The sequence below is a fragment of the Shumkonia mesophila genome, from assembly GCF_026163695.1.
Taxonomy (GTDB): Bacteria; Pseudomonadota; Alphaproteobacteria; order Rhodospirillales; family Shumkoniaceae; genus Shumkonia; species Shumkonia mesophila.
In genome coordinates this window covers 1-21,277 of record NZ_JAOTID010000032.1, presented here as the reverse complement: position 1 = coordinate 21,277, position 21,277 = coordinate 1, and the positions used below count along the sequence as shown (strand labels likewise).

Here is a 21,277-nt window from a genome sequence, read left to right as displayed (position 1 = left end):
GCCATCACCGCCCATATCGGGCATCAACACCATCCTGGGCTCTACCTATGACCGGAGGAAACTTCGGTCTCATGTCATTGCCGGCCGGCAGAACTCTGTCTTCGGTAACAATCCCATCCTGTATTCGTTTCGTGCTGGTCTCGATGACAAGCCTCCCGCCATTCGGCATTGCTGCCCGGGCATTTAGGACGAGGTTGAGAATGGCGGTCTCCAAAGAGCTGGCATCAACCATGATTGCGGCAATCCCGTCCTGCAGGCGGATCGAAACTTCAATGTGCTTGCCCAGCAGTCGGCCCAGTACCGGAGCCGACTCCCTGATCCGGCTGTTTACATCGACGATTGTCGGACTCAGCGCTTGTTGGCGAGCAAACGACAGCAAGTACTGCGTCAGTTTCCCGCCGCGGCGAACGGCGTGACTCGCGGCCTCCAAGAACTCCGAGGCCCGTATATTCCCAGCTACCTCGAGTTCGATCAGCTCAAGATTCGCGTGGATCACTTGCAGCAGGTTGTTGAAATCATGTGCCGTGCCTGCCGCCAATTGCCCGATGCCCTCCATCTTCTGGGCATGAGCCAATTGACGGGCCAGAGTGCGCTTTTCCGTGATATCGACGACCGCAGATAGCACCGCCGGACGCCCGGCCCATTCGACACCGGTTGTCCGGTACTCCACCCAGATTGCGGTGCCGTCCTTGCGCAGTCCCTCGAACTCGTATGTGTCGTCAATGGCCTCTCCGCGATTTCGCCTTTCACGAGAGACCCCGAGGCGTTCCCTCTCGGACGGTGCGAACAGCAGATCGGTCGAGGGGAGATCGAGAATTTCTGTTGGATCTGCGTAGCCGAAAATGGCGGCAAAGCTAGGATTCACGAACAGCAGTTTGCCGTCCCGGCTGACCGAGATCCCTTGGATCGATCCTTCGACGAGGCTGCGGAATTTCGCTTCACTGTCGCGCACGGCCTCCTCGGCGCGCTTTCGCGCGGTAATGTCGTCAAGCGCGAGCAGGAGGCGGGACTTGCCGCGGATCGCGATGATCTCTCCGCTGACCAGCACCGTTCGCTCGTCGCCGTCCCGCGTTCGGAACTGTGCCTCGAAGTTGAGTATGGCGCCGTCGCGATTCAGTTGCTCGACAAAGGCCGCCCGTTGAGCCAGATCGGACCAGTGTCTCAGTTCGGCGGCAGTCTTTCCAAGGGCCGCCTCCCGGGTGTAGCCGGATAACGCCGACCAGCGCTCGTTGACGTCATAGACCACTCCATCTTCCATATGGGAAATGACCATGGCGACGGGGCTCGAAAGAAATGCCTTGGCAAAGCGCTGTTCGCTCTCACGCAGGTCTCTTTCGTTCCTGGTGACGTCTATTCACAAGCTGAAAGTGCCTCGAACGATCGGAGGCAGAAGTCCTTTACAACGTCGTTGACTGTATGCCGGTATACCAGTATACAATTGACTTTCTTGCGAAAAAGGCCGGACGCAAGCGCCGACAAACAAAAAAACAAATCCGAGAGATCCAATGAAGATAACTGCGATCAAGGTTTTTCCAGTTCCCGGACCGGTGAGCGACCTGTGTTATGTGAAGGTGGAAACCGATGCCGGCATTGTCGGCTACGGAGAATGTTCTCTGCCCGGAAAGCCGCAGGGAGTGGCTGGCGCCGTTCGGGATCTAGAAGCCTTTCTCATCGGAGCCGACCCGACCGACACCGAATGGTGCTGGCAGCGGGTGTATCGGCATAGCTACTGGCGGGGAGGGCCGATTCTGACGAGTGCCCTGTCCGGGGTGGACGTAGCCTTATGGGACATTCGCGGCAAAAGCCTCGGCTTGCCGATCTACAAGCTTCTTGGCGGTGCGGTGCGCAACCGCATCCGGCTCTATGCTAACATCGGTCTCTCCGAAGATCCCGACGAATTCCGGACCCGAACCCGGGCGGCCCTGGCGCTGAATTACACCGCCGTTAAGTTCTATCCTCTCCCGGCCATCGGCCCCGTCGTCGACCGGAAAGCAATCCGGACGGTCGTGGCCTGCTGCGAGGCGGTCCGCGACGAACTTGGCGACGATCGGGATTTCGCCGTTGATTTGCACGGCAAGCCGACCGCCTCCGGTGCCATCGCCATCGAAGAGGCGATCAGGCATACCGGACCGCTCTGGCTAGAGGAGCCGGTCGCGGCTGAGTCCGTGCAGGATCTCCGTCGCTGCGCGGAAATCTTCAAAACGCCGATCGCTGTAGGTGAGCGGCTGTTCACCCGTTGGGGGTTCCGCCAAGTGCTCGAGGAGCAAACCGCCGGCATCATCCAGCCGGATGTCTCCAATGCCGGCGGAATCACCGAAATGTGGAAGATCGCCGTCCTCGCCGAAACCTTCGGAGTCGCCTTCAATCCGCATAACCCCAACGGTCCGCTGCAGGTTCTGGCCAGTCTCCATCTGGCCGCCAGCGCCCAGGCCTTCGCTATGCTGGAGCATCGCCACGAGGACCATGACGCCTTCCGTCGGATCGCCGAACCAATGGTTACGGTGGACGAGGATGGTTGCTGCGGCGTTCCGGAAGGCCCGGGGCTGGGCGGAACTTTTCACCAGGAAGGAGAAAAGGCAACCGTCATCGCCAAGATCCACGAATGTTTCCGGCCAGACGGATCTGTCGCCGACTGGTGAGGACGCCGCCCTCGCAACGATTAGCAGACGAACGATATATTAATGAAGATCACCAAGCTCACCACCTGGAAAGTCCCGCCTCGCTGGCTGTTCCTGAAAATCGAGACCGATGCCGGTGTGTCGGGATGGGGAGAACCGGTCGTCGAGGGACGCGCGGATACCGTTGAAGCCGCCGTCGCCGAAATGGCCGACTATCTCGTCGGCCAGGATCCTCTACGCATCGAGGACCATTGGCAGGTCCTGTTCCGAGGCGGCTTCTATCGGGGAGGTCCGGTGCTGATGAGCGCCCTCGCCGGCATCGACCAAGCCCTCTGGGATATCAAGGGCCGCCACTATGGGCTTCCCGTCCATGAACTGATGGGCGGACGCTGTCGCGACCGGATCCGGATTTACACCTGGATCGGCGGCGACCGTCCTTCCGACGTCGCCAAGGCGGCCAAGGATGCCATGAGCCGCGGGTTCAGCGCTATCAAGATGAACGGCTGCGACGAGATGCAGATCGTCGATTCGTTCGAGAAGGTCGACGCAGTTATTGAACGGGTTGCCACCCTGCGCGATGCCTGTGGTCCCAAGCTGGACATCGCCATCGATTTTCACGGACGGGTGCACCGTCCGATGTCCAAGGTCCTGCTTCACGAACTGGAACCGTTACGTCCGCTGTTCGTCGAGGAACCGGTGCTGCCCGAACACCTCGATCAACTGCACCGCATCGCCCAGGCGACATCGATTCCCATCGCCACCGGCGAGCGCCTGTTTTCTCGCTGGGATTTCAAGGAGATCCTTGCCGCGGGATCGGTCGACATCGTCCAGCCCGACCTGTCGCACGCCGGCGGGATCACCGAATGCAAGAAGATCGGGGCGATGGCGGAAGCCTATGACGTGGCCTTCGCGCCGCATTGCCCGCTCGGCCCGATTGCCCTGGCGGCCTGTCTTCAGGTGGATGCGACCAGCTACAACGCCTTCATCCAGGAGCAAAGCCTGGGGATTCACTACAACACCTCGAACGACGTCCTGGACTACCTCGCCGATCCTACCGTCTTCACCTACGAGAACGGCTTCGTCGCCATTCCCGATGGCCCCGGCCTGGGGATCGAAATCGACGAATCCTACGTCGCCGAGCGGGCGAAGGAGGGGCACCGCTGGCGCAATCCCCTCTGGCGGCATCCGGACGGCTCGGTCGCCGAATGGTGAACCGGCCGGTCCATACAAGAAGAAACGGAGAAAAGAAGTGAACTTCCAAGAAGCGTATTCACTCGAGGGCCGGCGAGCGCTCGTCACCGGCGCGAGCCGGGGGCTCGGCTTGGCGATCGCCCAATGCCTGGTGGAGGCCGGCGCCGAGGTGATCGTCCTCGGAACCCGATCCGACACGGTGGAGAAGGCCTGCGACACCATCGGCGCCAAGGCGTCCGGCGTGACCTTCGACGTCACCGATTTCGCGGGCGCCAAACCCCTGATCGACGGCCTCTTCGAAACCCATGGCCTGATCGACATCCTCGTCAACAACGCCGGAAACACCGTCAAGAAGAAGTTCGAGGAAACGGAATTCGAGGATTTCGCCAAGGTCCTGAACGTTCATCTCGGCGGCGCCTATGCGCTGAGCCGTGCGATCGTTCCGCATTTCCTGAAAGCCGGCGGCGGCAACATCGTCTTCACCGCCTCCATGGCCTCGTTTCTGGGAATCCCGCAGGTCATCGGCTACTCGGCGGCCAAATCGGGCTACGTCGGCATGGTGCGGTCGCTCGCCGTCGAACTGGGAGGGCGGAAAATTCGCGTCAACGCGGTAGCTCCGGGCTGGATCGAAAGCGACATCCTGCGCAACGCCTGGAAGGGCGATCCGGACCGCAAACAGCGGGTGCTGAACCGGGTCCCGACGGGCTACGTCGGCGACCCCGAGGATATCGGCTGGGCCGTCGCCTATCTCGTCTCGAACGCGGCGCGGTACGTGAACGGACACATCCTGGCCGTCGACGGCGGCGGTCTTTACGCCTTCTAGGACATCCAACGCCTTTTTCTACGGGAACGAAGACATGCAAACATCTCCCAACTTAACCGAATGTCTGACGGAACTGCCGCTGATTGCCATCCTGCGGGGGATAACACCCGACGAAGCAGTGCCCGTCGCGGACCTTCTGTTCGCCGAGGGGTTCCGCATCGTCGAGGTGCCGCTGAATTCGCCGGAACCCTTCGAGAGCATCCGGCGCGTCAGTGACGCCTTCGGCTCGCGGATGGTGACGGGCGCGGGAACCGTGCTGACGGCCGAGGATGTCGGCAAGGTCGCGCACGCCGGAGGCCGCCTGATCGTCGCCCCAAACTTCGACGCCGAGGTCGTCCGGACCGCCAAGGCACTGGACCTCTATTGCTGTCCCGGTATCCAGACGCCGTCAGAAGCCTTCGCTGCCCTTAAGTGCGGCGCGGACGCGATCAAGATCTTTCCCGCCGAGGCCTGCCCGCCGAACGTCATCAAGGCGATCCGGGCCGTGCTGCCGAAGGATGCCAAGGTGATTCCGGTCGGCGGCATCAGCGAGAAGAACATGGCCGACTACTGGAAAGTCAACGCCAACGGATTCGGGATCGGCTCCAACCTCTACAAATCGGGCAAAAGCCTCGTCGACATCCGAGTGTCGGCCAAGAGCTTGGTCGCCGCCACCAAGCAGTTCGTCAACGGCTGACCCGGGATCCCGAACCAAAGGAGCAACGGAAAACATGACGACGATCATCGTCGAGGCGCCGAACCGCCTGGAGTTGCGGGATGTAGCGCCAGTCCCTCCGAAAGCGGGCGAGGTCCAGATCAAGGTCCGTCGCGCCGGCATCTGCGGATCGGACATCCATATCGTTCACGGGTCGAACCCCTTCGCAAAATACCCCCGCGTCATCGGCCATGAATTCGCCGGCGAAATCTCGGCCCTGGGCGATGGTGTGGTTGGGCTCGAAATCGGCGATCGCGTCGTCGCCGATCCGGTCATCGCGTGCGGACATTGCGCCCTTTGCAAGGCCGGACGCCCGAACGTCTGCACGAACCTGCAGGTCATCGGCGTTCACCACGACGGGGGATTTCGCGATTTCGCGACCGTTCCCGCGGCCAACGCCATAAAAGTCCCGGCCGACATGCCATTCGAGATCGCCGCGTTGGCCGAGCCGTTTTCGGTCGGCGCCAACATCCTGTCGCGGACCGGCTGCTCCGCAGAAGATTCCGTCCTGATCTTCGGTGCGGGAACGGCCGGCCTGACCGTACTTCAGATCGCCAAGCTGCATGGCGCCCGATGCCTCGTCAGCGATCCCGACGAAGCCCGCCGCGAACGCGCGACCTTTCTGGGGGCCGATGTCACCATCGATCCGGGGGCCGAAACGCTTGAAGGGGTCGCGACCGCGAAAACCGGCGGGTTCGGCCCCTCTGTCGTCATCGACGCAGCCGGAGTCCCGGCCCTTCTCGACCAAGCGTGCCACGTCGTCGGCTCCGGAGGACGGATCGGCCTTTTGGGCTTTTCCGGCGCCCCCAGCAATCTCGATCAGCGGGAAGTCAACCGGAAGGAACTCGCCGTTTTCGGATCGCGTTTGAACCGACGGTTGATCCCGCAGGTCGTCCAATGGCTGCAGGACGAACTCCTGCAGCCGTTGGAAATGATCAGTCACGTCTTTTCATCGAAGGAAGCCAGAACGGCTTTCGATCTCATTCAGAACGCCCCCCAGAGCACATTGAAGGTCCAACTCACTTTCAATTCCTGATCGGCCGTTCCGGGCGGATGCCGGAACGGCGGAAAACCGAATAAGAACCAAGGAGGACATCATTATGATTGGGAAACGCCGCCCTGCCCGTTCGCTGCTTGCTGCCGTCTTGGGCATTAGCGTCATGGTCGGCCTGAACCATCAGGCCGCCGCCGAACCGAAGATGACACTGAAACTCGGCCATATCGCGAACGAGGACAACATTTGGCACAAGGCATTCCTGAAATTCGCCGAAGAAGTCTCGAACCGGACCAACGGCGAAGTCGCGGTCAAGATCTATCCCAACGAGCAACTCGGTAAGGAAGTCGATGAGATCAAGGGCGTCCAGATGGGCACCGTGGATTTCTCGATGATCGGGGAATCCCTCCAGACCTGGGTTCCCAGCGCCGTCCTGATCGGCGTTCCGTACGCCATTCATAGCATCGACCATCTCGACCGTATCGTTCAAGGGCCGATCGGCGACAAAATCAAAAAGGACATCGTCGAGAAAACGGGACTGGAGCCCATCGCCTATTTCGCGCGCGGTCCCCGCAATCTGACGTCCAACCGACCGATCAAAACTCCCGACGATCTCCAGGGGATCAAGCTCCGGGTCTCCAATGTGCCTCTGCACGTGAAAGTCTGGGAGGCGCTCGGCGCGAAGGTAACGCCGATGTCTCTTTCGGAAGTGTTCACGTCATTGCAGAACCACACCATCGAGGCGCAGGAAAATCCGCTGGCCTTCATCAAGTCGCAGAGCTTCTACGAGGTCCAGGACTACGTGAACAAGACCGAGCACGTCATCACCTGGATCTACATCGTCGGCAACGCGAAGCGGTTGGCCAAGATGGATCCCCGATACCGGGACGCGATCTATGAGTCGGCCAAGGTGATGCAGGCCTACGAGCGCCAGCTGTTCTTGCAGGACGAGCAAAAACTCGAAGCCGAGATGAAGGAAAAGGGAATGACCTTCGTCGACGCCGACAAGGCGGCTTTCGCGGCGAAGGCAAAGGGCGCGATCAAAGACGCCCTGAGTCCGGAACTGTTCGACCTCTACGAGCAGATTCTCGCGACGGAATAGTACTCCCCGGAAGGGCGCGGTTCCCCGCGCCCTTCCCTTTTCCCTCGGCATGAGGAGGCCCGCCATGTGGACCCGTCTGGTTTCCGGCCTGATCGCCATCTGCCGCGCCGGAACACTTATTTCCTTTCTCGTCCTGGTCGGCAGCGTGACGCTCCAGGTCATCGGAAGACTCCCCGGTATTCCGGCGCCTCCATGGACCGAGGAGATCGCACGGTTTTCCGTGCTCTACCTCGTCGCCTTTTCCTGCGGCCTGGCGCAGTTGCGCGGAGAGCTCGTGGCGGTGGACCTGTTCGTCAACATGTTGCCGCCGAGAGGGACGCGAGTCGCCAGCGTCCTGTCGGTCCTAGTGGTGATCGCGTTCGCCGCCGTGATCGTCAAACCGGCGTTTTTCTACGTCGGAACCAGCTTCGGCGAGATCGCTCGTTCGATCAGCCTGCCCATGCCGTGGATCTACAGCATCGCGATCATCATCCCGATTTCGCTGATCGTCTTCTCCGTCGCGCGGCTTTTCGCCACGCACTCCACACCACATTCGGACGGGAACCAGGATTGATGTTGATCATCGCTCTCTTCAGCTCCTTCGTTGTCTTCCTTCTGCTGGGCGTTCCGGTCGGTATCTCCCTGGCCTCGGCCGCCATCGTCTATCTGATCGGCGCGGATATCGACCTTGCCGTGGTTCCTCAGTTCATGTTTGCGGGAATGGACAGCTTCGTGCTCCTGTGCATTCCCGGCTTCGTGCTTGCCGGCAACCTGATGAACGGCGGTGGCATCACCGACCAGATCGTTCGCTTCGGCAATGCCCTGCTCGGGCATATCCGGGGCGGGTTGGGCTTGGCTAACGTGACTGGATCGATGATCTTCGCCGGCATCTCCGGCACGGCGGTCGCGGAAACCGCGTCGATCGGGTCGGTGATGATCCCGGCGATGAAGAAGTCGGGCTACGACGGCGCCTTCGCCGGCGCGCTCACCGCCGCCGCCTCGACCGTCGGGCCGATCATCCCGCCCAGTGTGCCGATGATCATCGTCGGGACGCTGGCCGGCCTGTCGGTCGGGAAGATGTTTCTCGCAGGCGCGGTTCCGGGGTTGCTGATGGGGGTGGGCATGATGGTCACCACCTATGCCTATTCCTGCTATCGCCGTTATCCCAAGGGCGTATGGGGTGGTTTCGCCAATCTGCTGCGTGCCAGCCGGGCAGCATTCTGGGCGCTGCTGATGACCGCGATTATCATCTTCGGAATCGTTGGCGGCGTGTTCACGCCGACCGAAGCCTCGATCATCGCAGTCCTTTACGCCTTTGTCGTCGGTTTGTTCATCTACAAGGGATTCAGCCTCAAGGATGTACCGCACATCATCATCGAAAGCGCGATCAGCTCGGGAGCCCTCATCCTTCTAGTCGGGCTGGCCAACGTTTTCGGCTGGATCATGGCCAGCGAGCAGATTCCGCAGGTGATCGCGCGGGCCATGTCCTTGTTCATGACCGATAAGTATCAGTTTCTCCTTTTCGTGAATTTGCTGCTACTGTTCGTCGGAACGTTCATGGAAACCATTGCCGCTCTCATCATTCTGTTTCCGGCGCTTCTCGGCGTCGCGACACAGTTCGGGGTGGACCCGATTCATTTCGCGATCATCATGGTCCTCAACCTGATGATCGGACTGACGACTCCGCCCGTCGGCGTCTGTCTTTTCGTCGCCGCCAACATCGCCCGGATACCTCTGAGCGCCATCAGCCGAGCGATCCTGCCGTTTCTCGCGTGCAACATCGGAATTTTGATGCTTGTGTCCTTCATTCCCGCGATTTCCCTTTGGCTGCCGGGCCTTTTCTATTAGTTCCGGCAGACGAAACGGAGCCAAGGCCTGTCGTGCTGAAACTCATACCGAGGATTCCTTGAGGACGAAACGTCTTATGAACCCGAGGGAAGATTTCGATCTCGACCGCAGCCGTTCAATCAGCGACCAAATCTACTTGTGGCTTCGTTCGGAAATCGTTTCCTTGGCGTTGAAGCCGGGACACGTGCTCTCCGAAAGCGAACTGGCCAACCGGCTCGGCGTTAGCCGCACACCGACGCGCCAGGCGATCAAAAAACTCGAGGAGGAAGGGTTCGTCGAAAGCGTTCCTAACCTGGGGACATTCGTCTCGCTCTTCGGGGTGGGTGTTCTCATCGAGGCGCAGTTCATCCGGGAATCCCTGGAATGCTCTCTCATCCGGCGGGCGGCGGAACGAATAGACCCCGAAACCACGGAAACCCTGCAGTATCTTCTGGCGGAGCAGGCCGCCTCCGTCGAAGCGGGAGAGGATCGGAAATTCTATCTCCTCGACCAGGATTTCCACCGGACCATTTGCTCGATGTCCGGCATGCCGGGAATCTGGAAGCGGGTCGAACTCGTCGTTTCCCACTTGAACCGGGTTCGCCGCCTTTCCATGTCGTTGCCGTTCGTGCCCACCGAGGCCGTCGAGCAGCATCAGGACATCCTGGATTGCTTGGTCGCGCGCAATCCGGATGGCGCGGAAAAGGCCATGCGCAAGCACCTGAACAACATCCTCAAAGTGCTTCCGGAAATCCGGGCCGAACACACCCATTATTTCAGCCCCGCCGATTAGCGCTGAATACCTGCCTTTCCGCTAGCCCGGATTTCTCAAACCGTTGTGTTTGAGTGCGGTCAGCGGTTTCGTAGCGGCGACCGGGCTGGGTGAGGCCGGCCCGAGGCGTGGGCCGACGGCCGCCGCTCGGCGGTTGGGTCGGTTTCTTGCTGTTCCTCTGTTGTGGACGGGAAGGGTTGTGCGGAGCCGCTTACGCCGCGGCGGCGGATAATCGTTGGTGGGCGGTTCGGAACTCGGCCTGGCCGGGGAAGGCCGCCGGCATGGCGAACCTGATGCGGCGCACGCTGAGGCGCACCAGGGCGGCGATCTTGAGCAGCTTGAGCCGAAGGCTGCCGCAGGTGGCCTTGGCGAAGCGGGTGAGGGCCAGGCCGATGCGGCGGAGCGCGCAGAGCAGCGCGTAAGCCATCGCGGCGAACCACAGCCGCAGCTGGTTGGCCCGCATGCTGCGGGCCGAGGTGCGGTCGGCGAACAGGTCGAGCTGGCATTCCTTGATGCGGTTTTCCATCTCGCCGCGGGCGCAGTACAGTCGCTCGTAGAGGCGGCGTGCCTTGATCTCGTGGCGCCCCAGGGAGGTCACCACGAAGCGCGGATTGGCGCCGTCGTCGCGGCCCGGCATCCACTCGGCCTTGCCGACCACCCGGCGCCGGCGACTCCAACTGTCCAGGGTGGTCCATTGGAAGTCCTTGTGGCGCCGCGCCGGCCGGCGTTTCGCCGCAGCCTCGGCCCGCGCCGCCGCCAGATCGGGCTCGATCTCGCCGACCAGCCGGGCGTTGCGCGCCAGCCCGAACAGATAGTCGACCCGGGTGGCCTCGCACCAAGCCATCAGCTCCTCGCGGGCGAAGCCGGAATCACCGCGCAGCAGGATACGCGCCGCGGGCCAGCGCTGGCGCACTTGCCCCACGATCCGCGCCACCTCGTCGAGCGCCCCGGCCGCCGCGTCGATGTTCGAGCGCCTGAGCTTCGCCGCCAGCAGGTGCCGGCCACAGAAGATGTACAGCGGCAGATAGCAGTAGCAATCGTAGTAGCCGTGGAAGAAGCGGCCCTCCTGCTCGCCATGCAGCGGATCGTCCGTCGCATCCAGGTCGAGCACGATCTGTGAAGGCGGCGTGCGATGCGCCTCCACAAACAGCGCCACCAACAGCGCCTCCACCGCCGCCGCCCGATAGCTGATCTTGTGGTAGAGCGTCGGCACCGGCGAGTTCAGCTCCAGCCGGTTCAAGGTCGACTTGCCGGCCACCGGCGCACAGTCCCGCCGCTTCGCCTCCAGCTTGCCGGCCAGTACCGCCATCACCGGATCATGGCGCAGATGATCGTGGTCGTTCAGGTCTTCGTAACCCAGCGCGATGCCGATCACCCGCTGGCCAACCAGCGTGCGCACCTCATGCTCGATCAGCTCCGCCCGGCGCCCATCGTCAAAGCAGGCGGCAAAGCGCTCGATCAGGCCGATCGCTCGATCGGTCGCCCCCAGCAGCAGCGCCCCGGCATCCGAGGTCATCGTCCCGCCGTCAAACGCCGCCTCCACACGACGGCCTTCAACAGGTGCAAATCCAAACAGATCCGGAGTACACTCCGTCGGCATCGGGGAACTCCTCTGGGCTGGGTTAAATCCTTGCTCGCACAAGAATTTTCCCAGATTCAGAGCCCCGATGCACCCAGAGTTTGAGAAATCCAGGCTAGTCTCGCCGCCGCTATTCGAGGCCGCATGGGGAAAGTCGACATGGGAATTGCCCCACCATTTAAACGCGCATAATATTTTTCTTTTGCCTCTTGGTGATAGGCGGCTTTTTTTGAGAAATTCTGTGTTTTCCGCGACGAACCCCCTCCAAGGCTTCGACGTCGATCGTAGCCAGCCTGTGTCTGGACAGGTGTATGCGAGACTGCGGTCGGAAATCGTGTCGCTCAACCTGAAGCCGGGGCATGTCCTCTCGGAAAGCGAGCTTTCCAAATGGTTGGGCGTCAGCCGAACCCCCATTCGCCAAGCACTCAAGAAACTGGAAGAAGAGGGATTTGTCCAAAGCGTGCCTCATCTGGGTACCTTCGTATCACTGTTGGATATGAATACCCTTATCGAATCCCAATTCATTCGTGAGTCCCTCGAATGCAGCCTAACGCGCCGCGCGGCCACTCATATGGACGACGCCTTCAGAAGCTCCTTGCTGACGATTCTGGAGAAACAGAAAGAAGCCCTTTCCGCAGACGAGTTCGAACGGTTTTATCTTCTGGACCAGGATTTCCATAAGCTGATCTGCTCGTTTTCGAGGCTAACGGGAATCTGGAAAACCGTGGAACTCGTGACGGCGCATCTCAACCGCGTGCGGCGCTTGTCGCTTCCCCTTCCGTTCGTGCCGTCCGAGGTCATCGGGCAGCATCAGGGCATCGTCGATGCACTGATCGACGGCGATGAGGATGCGGCCGAACAGGCCATGAGGGTTCATCTGAGGAATATCCTGAAGGTCATCCCGGAGATTCGGGAAAGGAACGACCAGCTCTTTAAAAAGAAATAACGAGATTAGGTCGTCGGTCAGGCTGGCCATGTCAGAGGAAAATCACTTGAGGACCGGTCGTGCTGCTCTTGGCGTTCTCGGATGAATCATCCATTCCGCTTCCGCCATTCCCGATCCGCCCGTTTGACCGCCGCCTTGTCCATCCCGGAAGGCGTCGACGGCTTGATCCGCAGCTTGCCCTTCAAACCCTTGAGGCGGGCGAGGCGTTGTCAAGTTGTCGGTTACCGGCGCGGAAAATGTCAATCCGAATTCCCTTTACGCAGCCGCCGCCGCACGACGCCACTCCGACACCGCTTCATCGCGGAATTGCCGGTTCGTCTTTCGTGAAATGAGATGCCGCTGCGTGTTGAAGAGGTTGTAGATGATGGAGTGAATGGAAAGGAAGCGCTGGGCAGATCCTGGCGACTTGAAGCCCTGCATCTTTCGTTCTCGTCGTCGCACCGGTTGATGCGAATTTTCAGCTCGGTTGTTCTCGTACGGCCCTGTCTCATGGTGGGCCGTTAGACCCAGATCCCGGAAAGCCGCGCCGTAGGACCGCAGTTTGTCGGTGACAACGGTAGAGGGCGCAAATCCCTGCTTCTTCAGAAGCTTGCGTATCAGTTTCAAAGCGGCTTTCTTGTTTCGTCGCGCCTGGACCAGGATATCCAGAACCTCGCCCTCACTATCGACGGCCCGCCATAAGTACATTTTCTTGCCCTGGATCGAGACAAACACCTCGTCCAAATGCCACCGGCAATCGGGACGTGGTCTGCGGCTGCGTATCGTTCCGGCGTAAGCGGTGCCGAACTTCAGGACCCAGCACCGAACGCTCTCATAGGAAATATCAAGGCCACGTTCGGCGAAAAGATCCTCGACATCACGAAAACTCAACGTGAAACGGCAATACAACCAAACCGCATGTTGGATGACGGACGGAGGAAACCGGTGGCGTTTGTAGGAAATTTTGGTCATCCGTCGAGGCTACCGGGTCGAGGTCGGCGGGGCCAGTGAGTTGACTTGTCAATGCCAAAAATTGTGCTTGCCGAAGAGTGGGCCGAATAGACGCGGGGGAGCGGATCGACACCAAGCGGGCAAACATAGGCAAGGAGGAAGTCGTCGAAACATCCATTCGGCGGATGCCGGCGTCCGTATCGATGAGAGGGACTACATATTAATGCTTTTGATAAACTCGGCGCGTTTTCTGGCGCCGCCCATGAAGAACGCCTGGTCGGCCCCGGCGGAAATGAAGCGGCCACCCATTTCGATGTACTTTTTTATCAGGTCCTCGCGCCCGGAGAAGCCGCCGACCCCGCAATATTTTCCGTATTTCTTGCAGGCGTCGATCGTCGCCCGGTAGGCGTGCTCAACCTCAGGGCTGTCGAGTTGCCCGTCGATCCCCAGATCAGCGCAAAGGTCGTTGGTCCCGATAAACAGGATGTCAACGCCGTCGACAGCGGCGATCTCGTTAATATTTTCGACACATTCCCCGGATTCGACCTGGCAAATCACCAGAGTTTCGTTGTTGAGAACCTCGCGAACCTCGACAGCCGGCCATTTCCGGTATCCGGTCTGCGGGATCGCACTGTTAAACCCGCGATGGCCCTTCGGCGGATACTTGCAGGCTGCGACCGCGGCCCTGGCGAGTTCCGGGGTGTCGATGTGGGGAAAGATGATCCCCATCGCGCCGCCATCCAACACGAAGCCGACGAGGTCAGACTGGATCTTAGGGACGCGAACCAGCGGCGCGACGCCGACATCGAGAGCCGTCGCACAGATTTGGGCGGCTGCTTGCGGAGAAACCCGGCCGTGTTCCAGGTCGACGTAAAGGCTATCGTAGCCGCAGGCTTTCACAGCCCTCACCATTTCGACGTTCTCGAACTGGCGGAATGACATACACACCGAAAGCTTTCCGCTGGCGAGCCTCATCTTGGTCAGGTTCCGGGCGAAATCCGCAAAGCTTTCCGACATGGTTCGTTTCTCCTTTGAGCCGGTTTCTTGATGGAATGTCTTCGCTGCGGCTCCGGCGCCGCTAGATTAAAAGCCGTAGAGCGCGCGGGGATTATCGACGAGGATTTTTCGGCGCACGTCGTCGCTGTCGGTCCAGTCGCCCAGCAGCGAAAGAAGTCCGGCGTCGTCAATCTTCCGGTAGGGAACGATGCCGGGGTTCCGCTCCAGCCGCCGCGCGGTCTTGCCGATGTGCGGCCAATCGGTACCCCAGACGATGCGGTCGGCATTGGCACCAATCAGGGCGCGGGCGATCGGCCCGGTGTCCGTATATTGGGGATCGTTCGAAATGTGATACGCCCCCGACACCTTGACCCAGCACTGCCCCGACGCCACCAGGTCGACCAGCGTGGCGAATCCCGGCTGGTCCGTGCCCAGTTCGGCCCGGGCGTTGCCCATGTGGTCGAACACGACGGGAACTGAAATGGTTGGCAATTCGGGCGCCATCTCGGCGATCTGCGCCAGCCCAACGAAAAACTGAAGATGCCAGCCGAACGGAGCGATGCGATCGGCTAGCAGACGGATCGACGCGACGACGCCGCTCGACAAGGCCGTGCTCGAACTGACCAGATTGACGCGGACTCCGCAGACCCCGCGCTCGTGCATGGCGGCGATATCGTGATCGGCGATGGTCGACGGATCGAAGACTACAATTCCCCGCGCCTGGTTGCGGCACGCGTCGAGGGTATCGAGGAGGCATCGATTATCGGTGCCGTAGGCGCTGGGCTGGACGACGACGAATCGCCTGAGGCCAAGGGGTTCGGCCAGGGCGATGTAGTCTTTGTGGGTGGCCGGCGGCGGCGTGTAGGCGCGCATCGGCGCCAGTGAATACCGGTCCATCGGACCGAACACGTGCATATGGCAATCACAGGCATTCTCGGGCACGCGGAAGGGCACTTTCTGGACGTTCATGTTTATATAACCTCTTTTCCTCTGTCCCGGCCATCGCGGGTCCCCAAGTCAGGCTTCGTTGCGCTTGCGGAAGCGATCCTGCCAGATGTTCGATATGGCCGACCGCTTCAGCGCCCCGAAGAACGACAAGAGGGTCAGGACGACGAAGATCCATGAGATGACGGAATTGAACAGCGCAAAGAAATTGCCGTGCGAAATGGTCAGTGCGCGCAGCAAATTGGTTTCGATCAGCGGCCCCAGAACCACACCGAGGACGAGGGGCGCGAGTGGAAACGCCATCTTTTCCATGATGTAGCCGAGGACACCGAAGGCGAACAGCATGTAAATGTCGAATATGTTCGAGCGCATCACGAACGCGCCGATGACGCAGAACACGATGATTCCTGCTGCCATCAAGCTGTCGGGAACCCTGAGGATGCGGATGAAGGCGGTGGCGCCAAAATACCCCATCAGGAACATCACGATGTTGGTGAGAAACAACGCCCAGATCAGCGCGTAGACAACCTCGGGATTGTCGGTAAAAAGCTGCGGGCCGAGGTCGAGCCCGTGGACCATGAACGCGCCCATGATCGCCGCCGTGGTTGTGCTGCCCGGGATTCCGAGGGTCAGCAGCGGCACGAACGAGCCGCCGGTGATCCCGTTGTTGGCTCCCTCGGAGGCGATGACGCCCTCCACCTCGCCGGTGCCAAAGGTCTCTGGGTTCTTGGACCGCCGCTTAGCCAAGTCGTAGCTAACGAATGACGCGATGTTGCCGCCTGCCGCCGGAATGATTCCAACGATTGTGCCGACGATGGCCGAGCGAATGTAGGTCTTCCAGAACTTGCGGAACTGCCCGAACATCGGCGCCCGCTTCGTGCTTTGCTTAACTATCTCCTTGTCGCCGCCGCTGGCTGCGCCGAGAAGTGTGAACGCTTGCGGCAGCGCGAAAAGGCCGATCATCACGGTGATTACGTCGAAGCCGCTGAGCAACTCGGGAACGTCGAAAGTGAACCGGGCAAATGCGGTCTGGGGGTCGAGTCCGATCACCGAGATGAAGACGCCACCGGCACCAGCGATCAGGCCCTTGATCATCGAATTCGATGACAGGCTGGCGACGATGGACAGGCCGAACATCGCCACCCAGAAATATTCGGCCGGGCCAAACATCAGGGCGATCTTGACGAGCGGTGGGGCGACCAGCAGCAGCACCAGGACGCTGATGATCCCGCCCACCGTCGACGACGAGATCGCCGCCTCCAGCGCCACCGCCGACTTCCCCTGCCGGGTCATCTCGTAGCCGTCGAAGATGGTGACGACGGCGGCTGGGGTTCCCGGAATCCGCATCAAGATCGCGGTAATCGCGCCGCCGTAGATGGCGCCGTTGTAGATGCCCGCCAGCATGGCCAGTCCGGCCACCGGCTCCAGAACGAAGGTCACCGGGACCAGCACCGCGACCGCCATGGTCCCCGAAAGGCCCGGGATCGCCCCCACCGCAATGCCGATCGCGGTGCCAAAGACCATCAGGGCGATGGCTTTGACGTTGAGGAGCGCCAACAGGCCGAGGGCTAGGTTATTGAGGAAATCGCCGGCATCCATCATCCCCACAGCTCCCCTGTCGGCAGGTAGATGCTAAAGCCGAGCGAAAAAACGAGATAGATGAAGGCCGAGACGCCGAGGGAGGCGAAGATGGACGGGACCAGCCGCTTCCGGTCAAAAATCCCGACAATCACGATGAAGAACAGGGTTGATGAAATGAAAAAACCGATTTTTTCAATGAGAAAAGTGTAGGTCAAGCACATCAACAATAACGAAGACACACGCAAGATTGGGATGTTTATTTTTTTCACGTCGTGCTTCTGGAGGATCGTTTTGACGATGAGAATCGTGTTCAGGCCAATAAGGGTCGCCAGGGCCAACAGAGGAAGCAGTTTGGCGCCAGACCGGAAGTCAACTGCGTCATAACATCCCGGGACGGCCAAGCCGATGACGAGTATGGCGATGGTAAGGTCGGCGAAATCACTTCTCATAATGCGATCACCTGAGCGCGGGAGCCCGTTCGACGTCAGCGTCCAACGGGCTCCTGTACTCGGTGTTTCTCCCTTACAAGAGACATCCAGAAGTCACCTTACCAAGGATGCTTGGCGTAGATCTTCTTCATGTCGTGTTCCACCTTGAGAAGGAACTTCTTGTAGTCTTTGGGACCGATGTATTCGAGGATCAGCTGGAGTTTCTTGGCGCGATCCAGGAACTCCGGCTTCTTCATGGTCTCCTCGACAGCGTCCGCCATCTTCTGGACAATCTCGTCCGGCGTGCCGGCGGGAGCCGAAAAGCCGCGGTACGAACCGCTGATGACGTCGAAGCCCTGCTCGCGGAAGGTAGGCACGTTGGGAATGATGTCGACGCGCTTGTCCGCCATTACGCCGAGGACCTTTACCTGACCGGCGTCCTGGAACTTCTTTGATTCTGTGGCGTTGATCGCGGAGACCATGACGTGCTTGCCAAGCAGACCCGAAATCGACGCCCCGGTTCCCTCGGCGTAGGCGACCTGGGTCACTTGGCAATTGCACGCGGTCATGAACAGCTCCACCGCGATGAAGTCGTCGCCGCCGGTGCCGCCGTTGGCGATCGTGACCTTGTCAGGGTTGTCTTTCGCGTAGGCGGCAAGGTCCTTGAGCGAGTTGAACTGGCTGTCCGCCGGCACCACGAAGACGCCCGGATCGTAGCTGACGTTGACGACCGGGACGAGGTCCTCAAACTTGTAGTTGGTCTTCCTTGAAATGGGGAAGGACAACAGGTTGGGCGTGACCGTCCATCCAAAGGTGTAGCCGTCTGGCTTCGAGTGGGCGAGGGTCGTGAACGACACTTCGCCGCCGGCCCCGGTCTGGTTCCTGATGATGATCTTCTGGCCAAGAATGTCTTCGACGTGAGGCTGGAAAACCGCGCGGGACGTGATGTCCGCACCACCTCCCTGCGCCCACCCGATGATGAGGGTGATCGGCTTTTGCGGCCAGTCGACAGCTCCGGCCTGACCGATCGACAGGGCCAGGACCGTGGCCACCGCAGCGGCCATTTTGTTCGAGAGTCTCATGGTGTCCTCCTTACCCGGGAAGCCTCATAAAAGTACCCAAATCGTCGCGGCGAATGCCGATCGCCGCCTGTCACTTTGCGGGCTTGAAATCGTTGCGACCAACATCCGCGTCCGGCGTCCCGTGGACCACCGGACCGTCGCCGCGTTGTCCTTCTCGCTTACCCAGTCCACGCTATGGATTCGTTGTTTCTTACACTCTCCCAAGCATCGAGTCTGATGGGGGGCGAGTATTATGTCTAATGAAATGTCTTTGGCGATCCATAGCTTAGATCAATAGATGGACGTGCCGCGGAATTCCTCGCGGGCAGCGACTGGCGGTGCATGGCCAGCGATTGCGATCGGGGCTACAGGCCGCGTCGCTCTGCCGCCATCTCCTCGCGAACATCTCCGTCTAGCCAAGTCAGCGAGTCGATGGGGTCGCCGGCGAAAAGGCACTTGAGGATGTTGACGAACCGCCGCACCGTGATGCTGCGCGGGCGCTGTGCAGGAAACAATAGATATGACTGCGCTGTGATCCGCGGGGTTAGCGGACGGCAAACCAGACCCAGTTGGCGCCCAACCGAGTAGGGCGCCTTTTCGATGATGGCGACGCCGATCCCCAGCCGGCATATTTCGTACACGTCCAGGGTGCCGGCCTCGATCCGCACCTCGGCGGGCATTCCGGCCGCCTGCAGAGCGGCGTCGATCCGGCGCCGCAGCGGGGTCCCCGAGACGTTCGAAACGATGCAGTAATCCTTGAGATCGGAAACGTCGACAGTCTCATTGCGGGCGAGAGGGTGGTCGCTTCGCATGATGCAGGAGATTTCGGTCTCGTGGAAAGCCTCCGCCTCGACCAGTTCGCCCTCGCCCGAGGTGTAGGTGAGGCCCAGCTCGGTCCTGTGGTGGGCGACGGCCGCGATGGTTTCCGTCGTCGGGCCGCCGCGCACCACGACGTGGGCAAACGGGTACGCCCTGCAGAAAAACTTCAGACCGGGAAGCAAGATCGACCGGGTCAGCGATGGAGTTGCCGCAATCTGCAACATGCCCGAGCGGCCGTCCTTCAGCTTTCTCAGGTCTTCCTCGAGATAGTTGACCCGCGCGAAGATGCTCTCGATGGTCGGATACAGGACCGCCGCCTCCGGCGTCGGGTGGAGCCGGTTACCGATGCGCTGGAACAGCTTCAGGCCGATCTGGCTCTCGGCGTGCTTCAGGATCACGCTGACGGTCGGCTGCGATACGTTCATCATCCGTGCCGCCTCGGTGACCGATCCCGTCTGCATGATGGCGCGAAAGACTTCGAGCTGACGAAGGTTCATTCGACCCTCCCGTTGTCCGTTCGGCATCCGAAGGCGCCGCACCGTTGTCGCCGAGACCGCCGAAGCGCCGACGTTGCGCGGTCTCTCCACCGGTTCCATAGCACATTACTCCATAGATTTCATCTATATGACTCAAAAGCATATTCATTTTAGTTAATCCCGGGGTTCCGTTATCATTCTACCGGTCGCCAGGAAAACGTCGACCGAGCGCCTTCTCGAACGATCGGCGCCCCGCCCCATCTCGGGGGCGTCCAACCGAATGGGGAGGCATCCGAAACAGCGGAAACCGACATCCCGCGGGCGTCAGGACATGAGATTTTTCGTTTGTGATCGAACCGTTCGGAACGGCGGAGGTATCGCGCCGGCCGGCAACGCAGAGAGCGATCGCCGCTTCACGGCGCAACCCTTAGCTCACCGAGGAAAACCATGCAAACGTGGAAAGTAAACTGTCTCGATGTTTTCGTGCCCGCCGTCCGCTCGGAAATCGAGGCGGTGGCCCCCGATGGCTTCCACTTCCGGTTCGCAGAGTCCTACGACCGCGCGGAGCAGATGGAACTCGCCGCGGACGCCGACTTCCTCCTGGTCGGCACCGCCCCGGTCGACGCCGAGATGATTGCCAATGCCCCGAAAGTCAAGCTGATCCAGAAGTGGGGGATCGGCGTCGACAAGATCGACCTGGTCGCCGCGAAGAAGGCCGGGATCCCGGTCGGGATCACCTTTGGCGCCAACGCCGGTCCGGTCGCCGAGCAGGCCATCCTGCTGATGCTGGCGATCTATCGCCGGCTGCCGCTGGTCGATCGCAAGATGCGAGAGGGAATATGGATGAAACCGGAGTTGCGGTCTTCTTGCTTCCAGATCAACGGCAAGACGGTCGGCCTGATCGGGTTTGGGAACATCGGACGAATGGTCGCCCACCGCTTGCGCGGGTTTGAGGCCGAGATACTCTACTACGACCCGAGGCGCGCCCATCCGGTCAGCGAACGCGCCCTGGGGGCCACCTACGTTTCGCGCGACGAGTTGCTGGCCCGCAGTGACATCGTCAGTCTGCACACGCCTCTGACCAATGAGACCAGCAATATGATCAACGCCGAGACCATCGCCAAGATGAAGGACGGCGCGATCCTGGTGAACACCGCGCGCGGCGAACTCGTCGACGAAAAGGCGCTGTTTGACGCCCTCTCATCGGGCAAGTTGCGGGGGGCGGGATTAGACGTCTTACACGACGAGCCCCCGTCGCCGGACAACCCTCTGCTCACCCTCGACCAAGTGACGCTGACGCCGCACGGTGGCGGTGGCGTGTTCGACAATGTCGAGAACGTCGCCCGTCGAGCCCTCGCCAACATGCAGCTTGTCCTGCGCGACGAGCCGCTGGCACCGGATGACGCGATCGTCGTGGTCAAGTGACGCCGATACCGCCACAGTGGCGGGCCTTGCCTGAGCGGTTTCCGCCGGTTTCGACGGTTCAGCGCTATTTCTATGCCTGGCGGGACAATGG

General features: G+C 60.7%; 20 protein-coding genes. 11 read left to right on the top strand and 9 right to left on the bottom strand.

Features of this window, described 5'->3' with window-relative positions; translation table 11 throughout:
• Positions 1-4: 4 nt before the first annotated feature.
• Complete coding sequence (locus ODR01_RS24550; protein ID WP_316980356.1) at positions 5-1,327, bottom strand: PAS domain S-box protein; 1,323 nt, start codon at positions 1,325-1,327, stop codon at positions 5-7.
• Between the two features lie 178 nt (positions 1,328-1,505).
• Between ODR01_RS24550 and dgoD (ODR01_RS24545) the strand changes: the two genes are divergently transcribed.
• The 9 genes from dgoD (ODR01_RS24545) to ODR01_RS24505 all read left to right on the top strand — a co-directional run bounded on the left by dgoD (ODR01_RS24545) (position 1,506) and on the right by ODR01_RS24505 (position 10,021).
• Positions 1,506-2,639 (top strand): galactonate dehydratase, encoded by a 1,134-nt coding sequence (dgoD, locus tag ODR01_RS24545; protein ID WP_316980355.1) that lies wholly within the window; start codon positions 1,506-1,508, stop codon positions 2,637-2,639.
• A 42-nt stretch (positions 2,640-2,681) separates the two neighbouring features.
• Positions 2,682-3,830, top strand: coding sequence for a galactonate dehydratase (gene dgoD, locus ODR01_RS24540; RefSeq protein ID WP_316980354.1), 1,149 nt, complete (start codon positions 2,682-2,684; stop codon positions 3,828-3,830).
• 37 nt (positions 3,831-3,867) lie between these two features.
• Positions 3,868-4,632 carry an SDR family NAD(P)-dependent oxidoreductase gene (locus ODR01_RS24535; RefSeq protein ID WP_316980353.1) on the top strand — a complete coding sequence of 255 codons (765 nt, stop codon included), beginning with the start codon at positions 3,868-3,870 and terminating at the stop codon, positions 4,630-4,632.
• Between the two features lie 34 nt (positions 4,633-4,666).
• Positions 4,667-5,308 carry a 2-dehydro-3-deoxy-6-phosphogalactonate aldolase gene (locus ODR01_RS24530; RefSeq protein WP_316980352.1) on the top strand — a complete coding sequence of 214 codons (642 nt, stop codon included), beginning with the start codon at positions 4,667-4,669 and terminating at the stop codon, positions 5,306-5,308.
• Positions 5,309-5,342: 34 nt separating this feature from the next.
• Positions 5,343-6,362: a zinc-binding alcohol dehydrogenase family protein gene (locus tag ODR01_RS24525; RefSeq protein WP_316980351.1), complete on the top strand. Its 1,020-nt coding sequence runs from the start codon at positions 5,343-5,345 to the stop codon at positions 6,360-6,362.
• Between the two features lie 64 nt (positions 6,363-6,426).
• The gene (locus tag ODR01_RS24520; protein WP_316980350.1) at positions 6,427-7,422 is read left to right on the top strand and encodes a TRAP transporter substrate-binding protein; all 996 of its coding nucleotides are present in this window, start codon (positions 6,427-6,429) and stop codon (positions 7,420-7,422) included.
• 64 nt (positions 7,423-7,486) lie between these two features.
• Positions 7,487-7,975: a TRAP transporter small permease gene (locus ODR01_RS24515; RefSeq protein WP_316980349.1), complete on the top strand. Its 489-nt coding sequence runs from the start codon at positions 7,487-7,489 to the stop codon at positions 7,973-7,975.
• A complete protein-coding gene (locus ODR01_RS24510; protein WP_316980348.1) occupies positions 7,975-9,249 on the top strand; it encodes a TRAP transporter large permease in 1,275 nt (424 codons plus the stop codon). Before ODR01_RS24515 ends, ODR01_RS24510 begins: the two co-directional genes overlap by 1 nt.
• Entirely contained in the window at positions 9,197-10,021 is an 825-nt protein-coding gene (locus ODR01_RS24505; protein ID WP_316980347.1) for a GntR family transcriptional regulator, read from the top strand. Before ODR01_RS24510 ends, ODR01_RS24505 begins: the two co-directional genes overlap by 53 nt.
• Positions 10,022-10,211: 190 nt before the next feature.
• On the opposite strand, the gene ODR01_RS24500 is transcribed toward ODR01_RS24505, so the two are convergent.
• Positions 10,212-11,600, bottom strand: a complete 1,389-nt coding sequence (locus ODR01_RS24500; protein WP_316980346.1) for an IS1380 family transposase — start codon at positions 11,598-11,600, stop codon at positions 10,212-10,214.
• Positions 11,601-11,667: 67 nt separating this feature from the next.
• Here ODR01_RS24500 and ODR01_RS24495 point away from each other — a divergent pair, with 67 nt between their 5' ends.
• Positions 11,668-12,525, top strand: coding sequence for a GntR family transcriptional regulator (locus ODR01_RS24495; RefSeq protein ID WP_316980345.1), 858 nt, complete (start codon positions 11,668-11,670; stop codon positions 12,523-12,525).
• A 255-nt stretch (positions 12,526-12,780) separates the two neighbouring features.
• Here ODR01_RS24495 and ODR01_RS24490 read toward each other — a convergent pair whose 3' ends face one another.
• From ODR01_RS24490 to ODR01_RS24460, 7 genes are all read right to left on the bottom strand, one after another.
• Positions 12,781-13,476: an IS6 family transposase gene (locus ODR01_RS24490; protein WP_316980344.1), complete on the bottom strand. Its 696-nt coding sequence runs from the start codon at positions 13,474-13,476 to the stop codon at positions 12,781-12,783.
• Positions 13,477-13,668: 192 nt separating this feature from the next.
• Positions 13,669-14,472 carry an HpcH/HpaI aldolase family protein gene (locus ODR01_RS24485; RefSeq protein WP_316980343.1) on the bottom strand — a complete coding sequence of 268 codons (804 nt, stop codon included), beginning with the start codon at positions 14,470-14,472 and terminating at the stop codon, positions 13,669-13,671.
• Positions 14,473-14,538: 66 nt separating this feature from the next.
• A complete protein-coding gene (locus ODR01_RS24480) occupies positions 14,539-15,420 on the bottom strand; it encodes an amidohydrolase family protein (RefSeq protein ID WP_316980342.1) in 882 nt (293 codons plus the stop codon).
• A gap of 48 nt (positions 15,421-15,468) precedes the next feature.
• On the bottom strand, positions 15,469-16,998 hold the full coding sequence (locus ODR01_RS24475; RefSeq protein WP_316980341.1) for a tripartite tricarboxylate transporter permease: 1,530 nt from the start codon (positions 16,996-16,998) through the stop codon (positions 15,469-15,471).
• Entirely contained in the window at positions 16,995-17,426 is a 432-nt protein-coding gene (locus tag ODR01_RS24470) for a tripartite tricarboxylate transporter TctB family protein (protein ID WP_316980340.1), read from the bottom strand. The genes ODR01_RS24475 and ODR01_RS24470 overlap by 4 nt, the downstream gene beginning before the upstream one ends.
• 98 nt (positions 17,427-17,524) lie before the next feature.
• Entirely contained in the window at positions 17,525-18,487 is a 963-nt protein-coding gene (locus ODR01_RS24465; RefSeq protein ID WP_316980339.1) for a tripartite tricarboxylate transporter substrate binding protein, read from the bottom strand.
• Between the two features lie 344 nt (positions 18,488-18,831).
• On the bottom strand, positions 18,832-19,782 hold the full coding sequence (locus ODR01_RS24460; RefSeq protein WP_316980338.1) for a LysR family transcriptional regulator: 951 nt from the start codon (positions 19,780-19,782) through the stop codon (positions 18,832-18,834).
• 426 nt (positions 19,783-20,208) lie between these two features.
• On the opposite strand from ODR01_RS24460, the gene ODR01_RS24455 reads away from it, so the two are divergent.
• Entirely contained in the window at positions 20,209-21,186 is a 978-nt protein-coding gene (locus ODR01_RS24455) for a 2-hydroxyacid dehydrogenase (protein WP_316980337.1), read from the top strand.
• Positions 21,187-21,277: the final 91 nt, after the last annotated feature.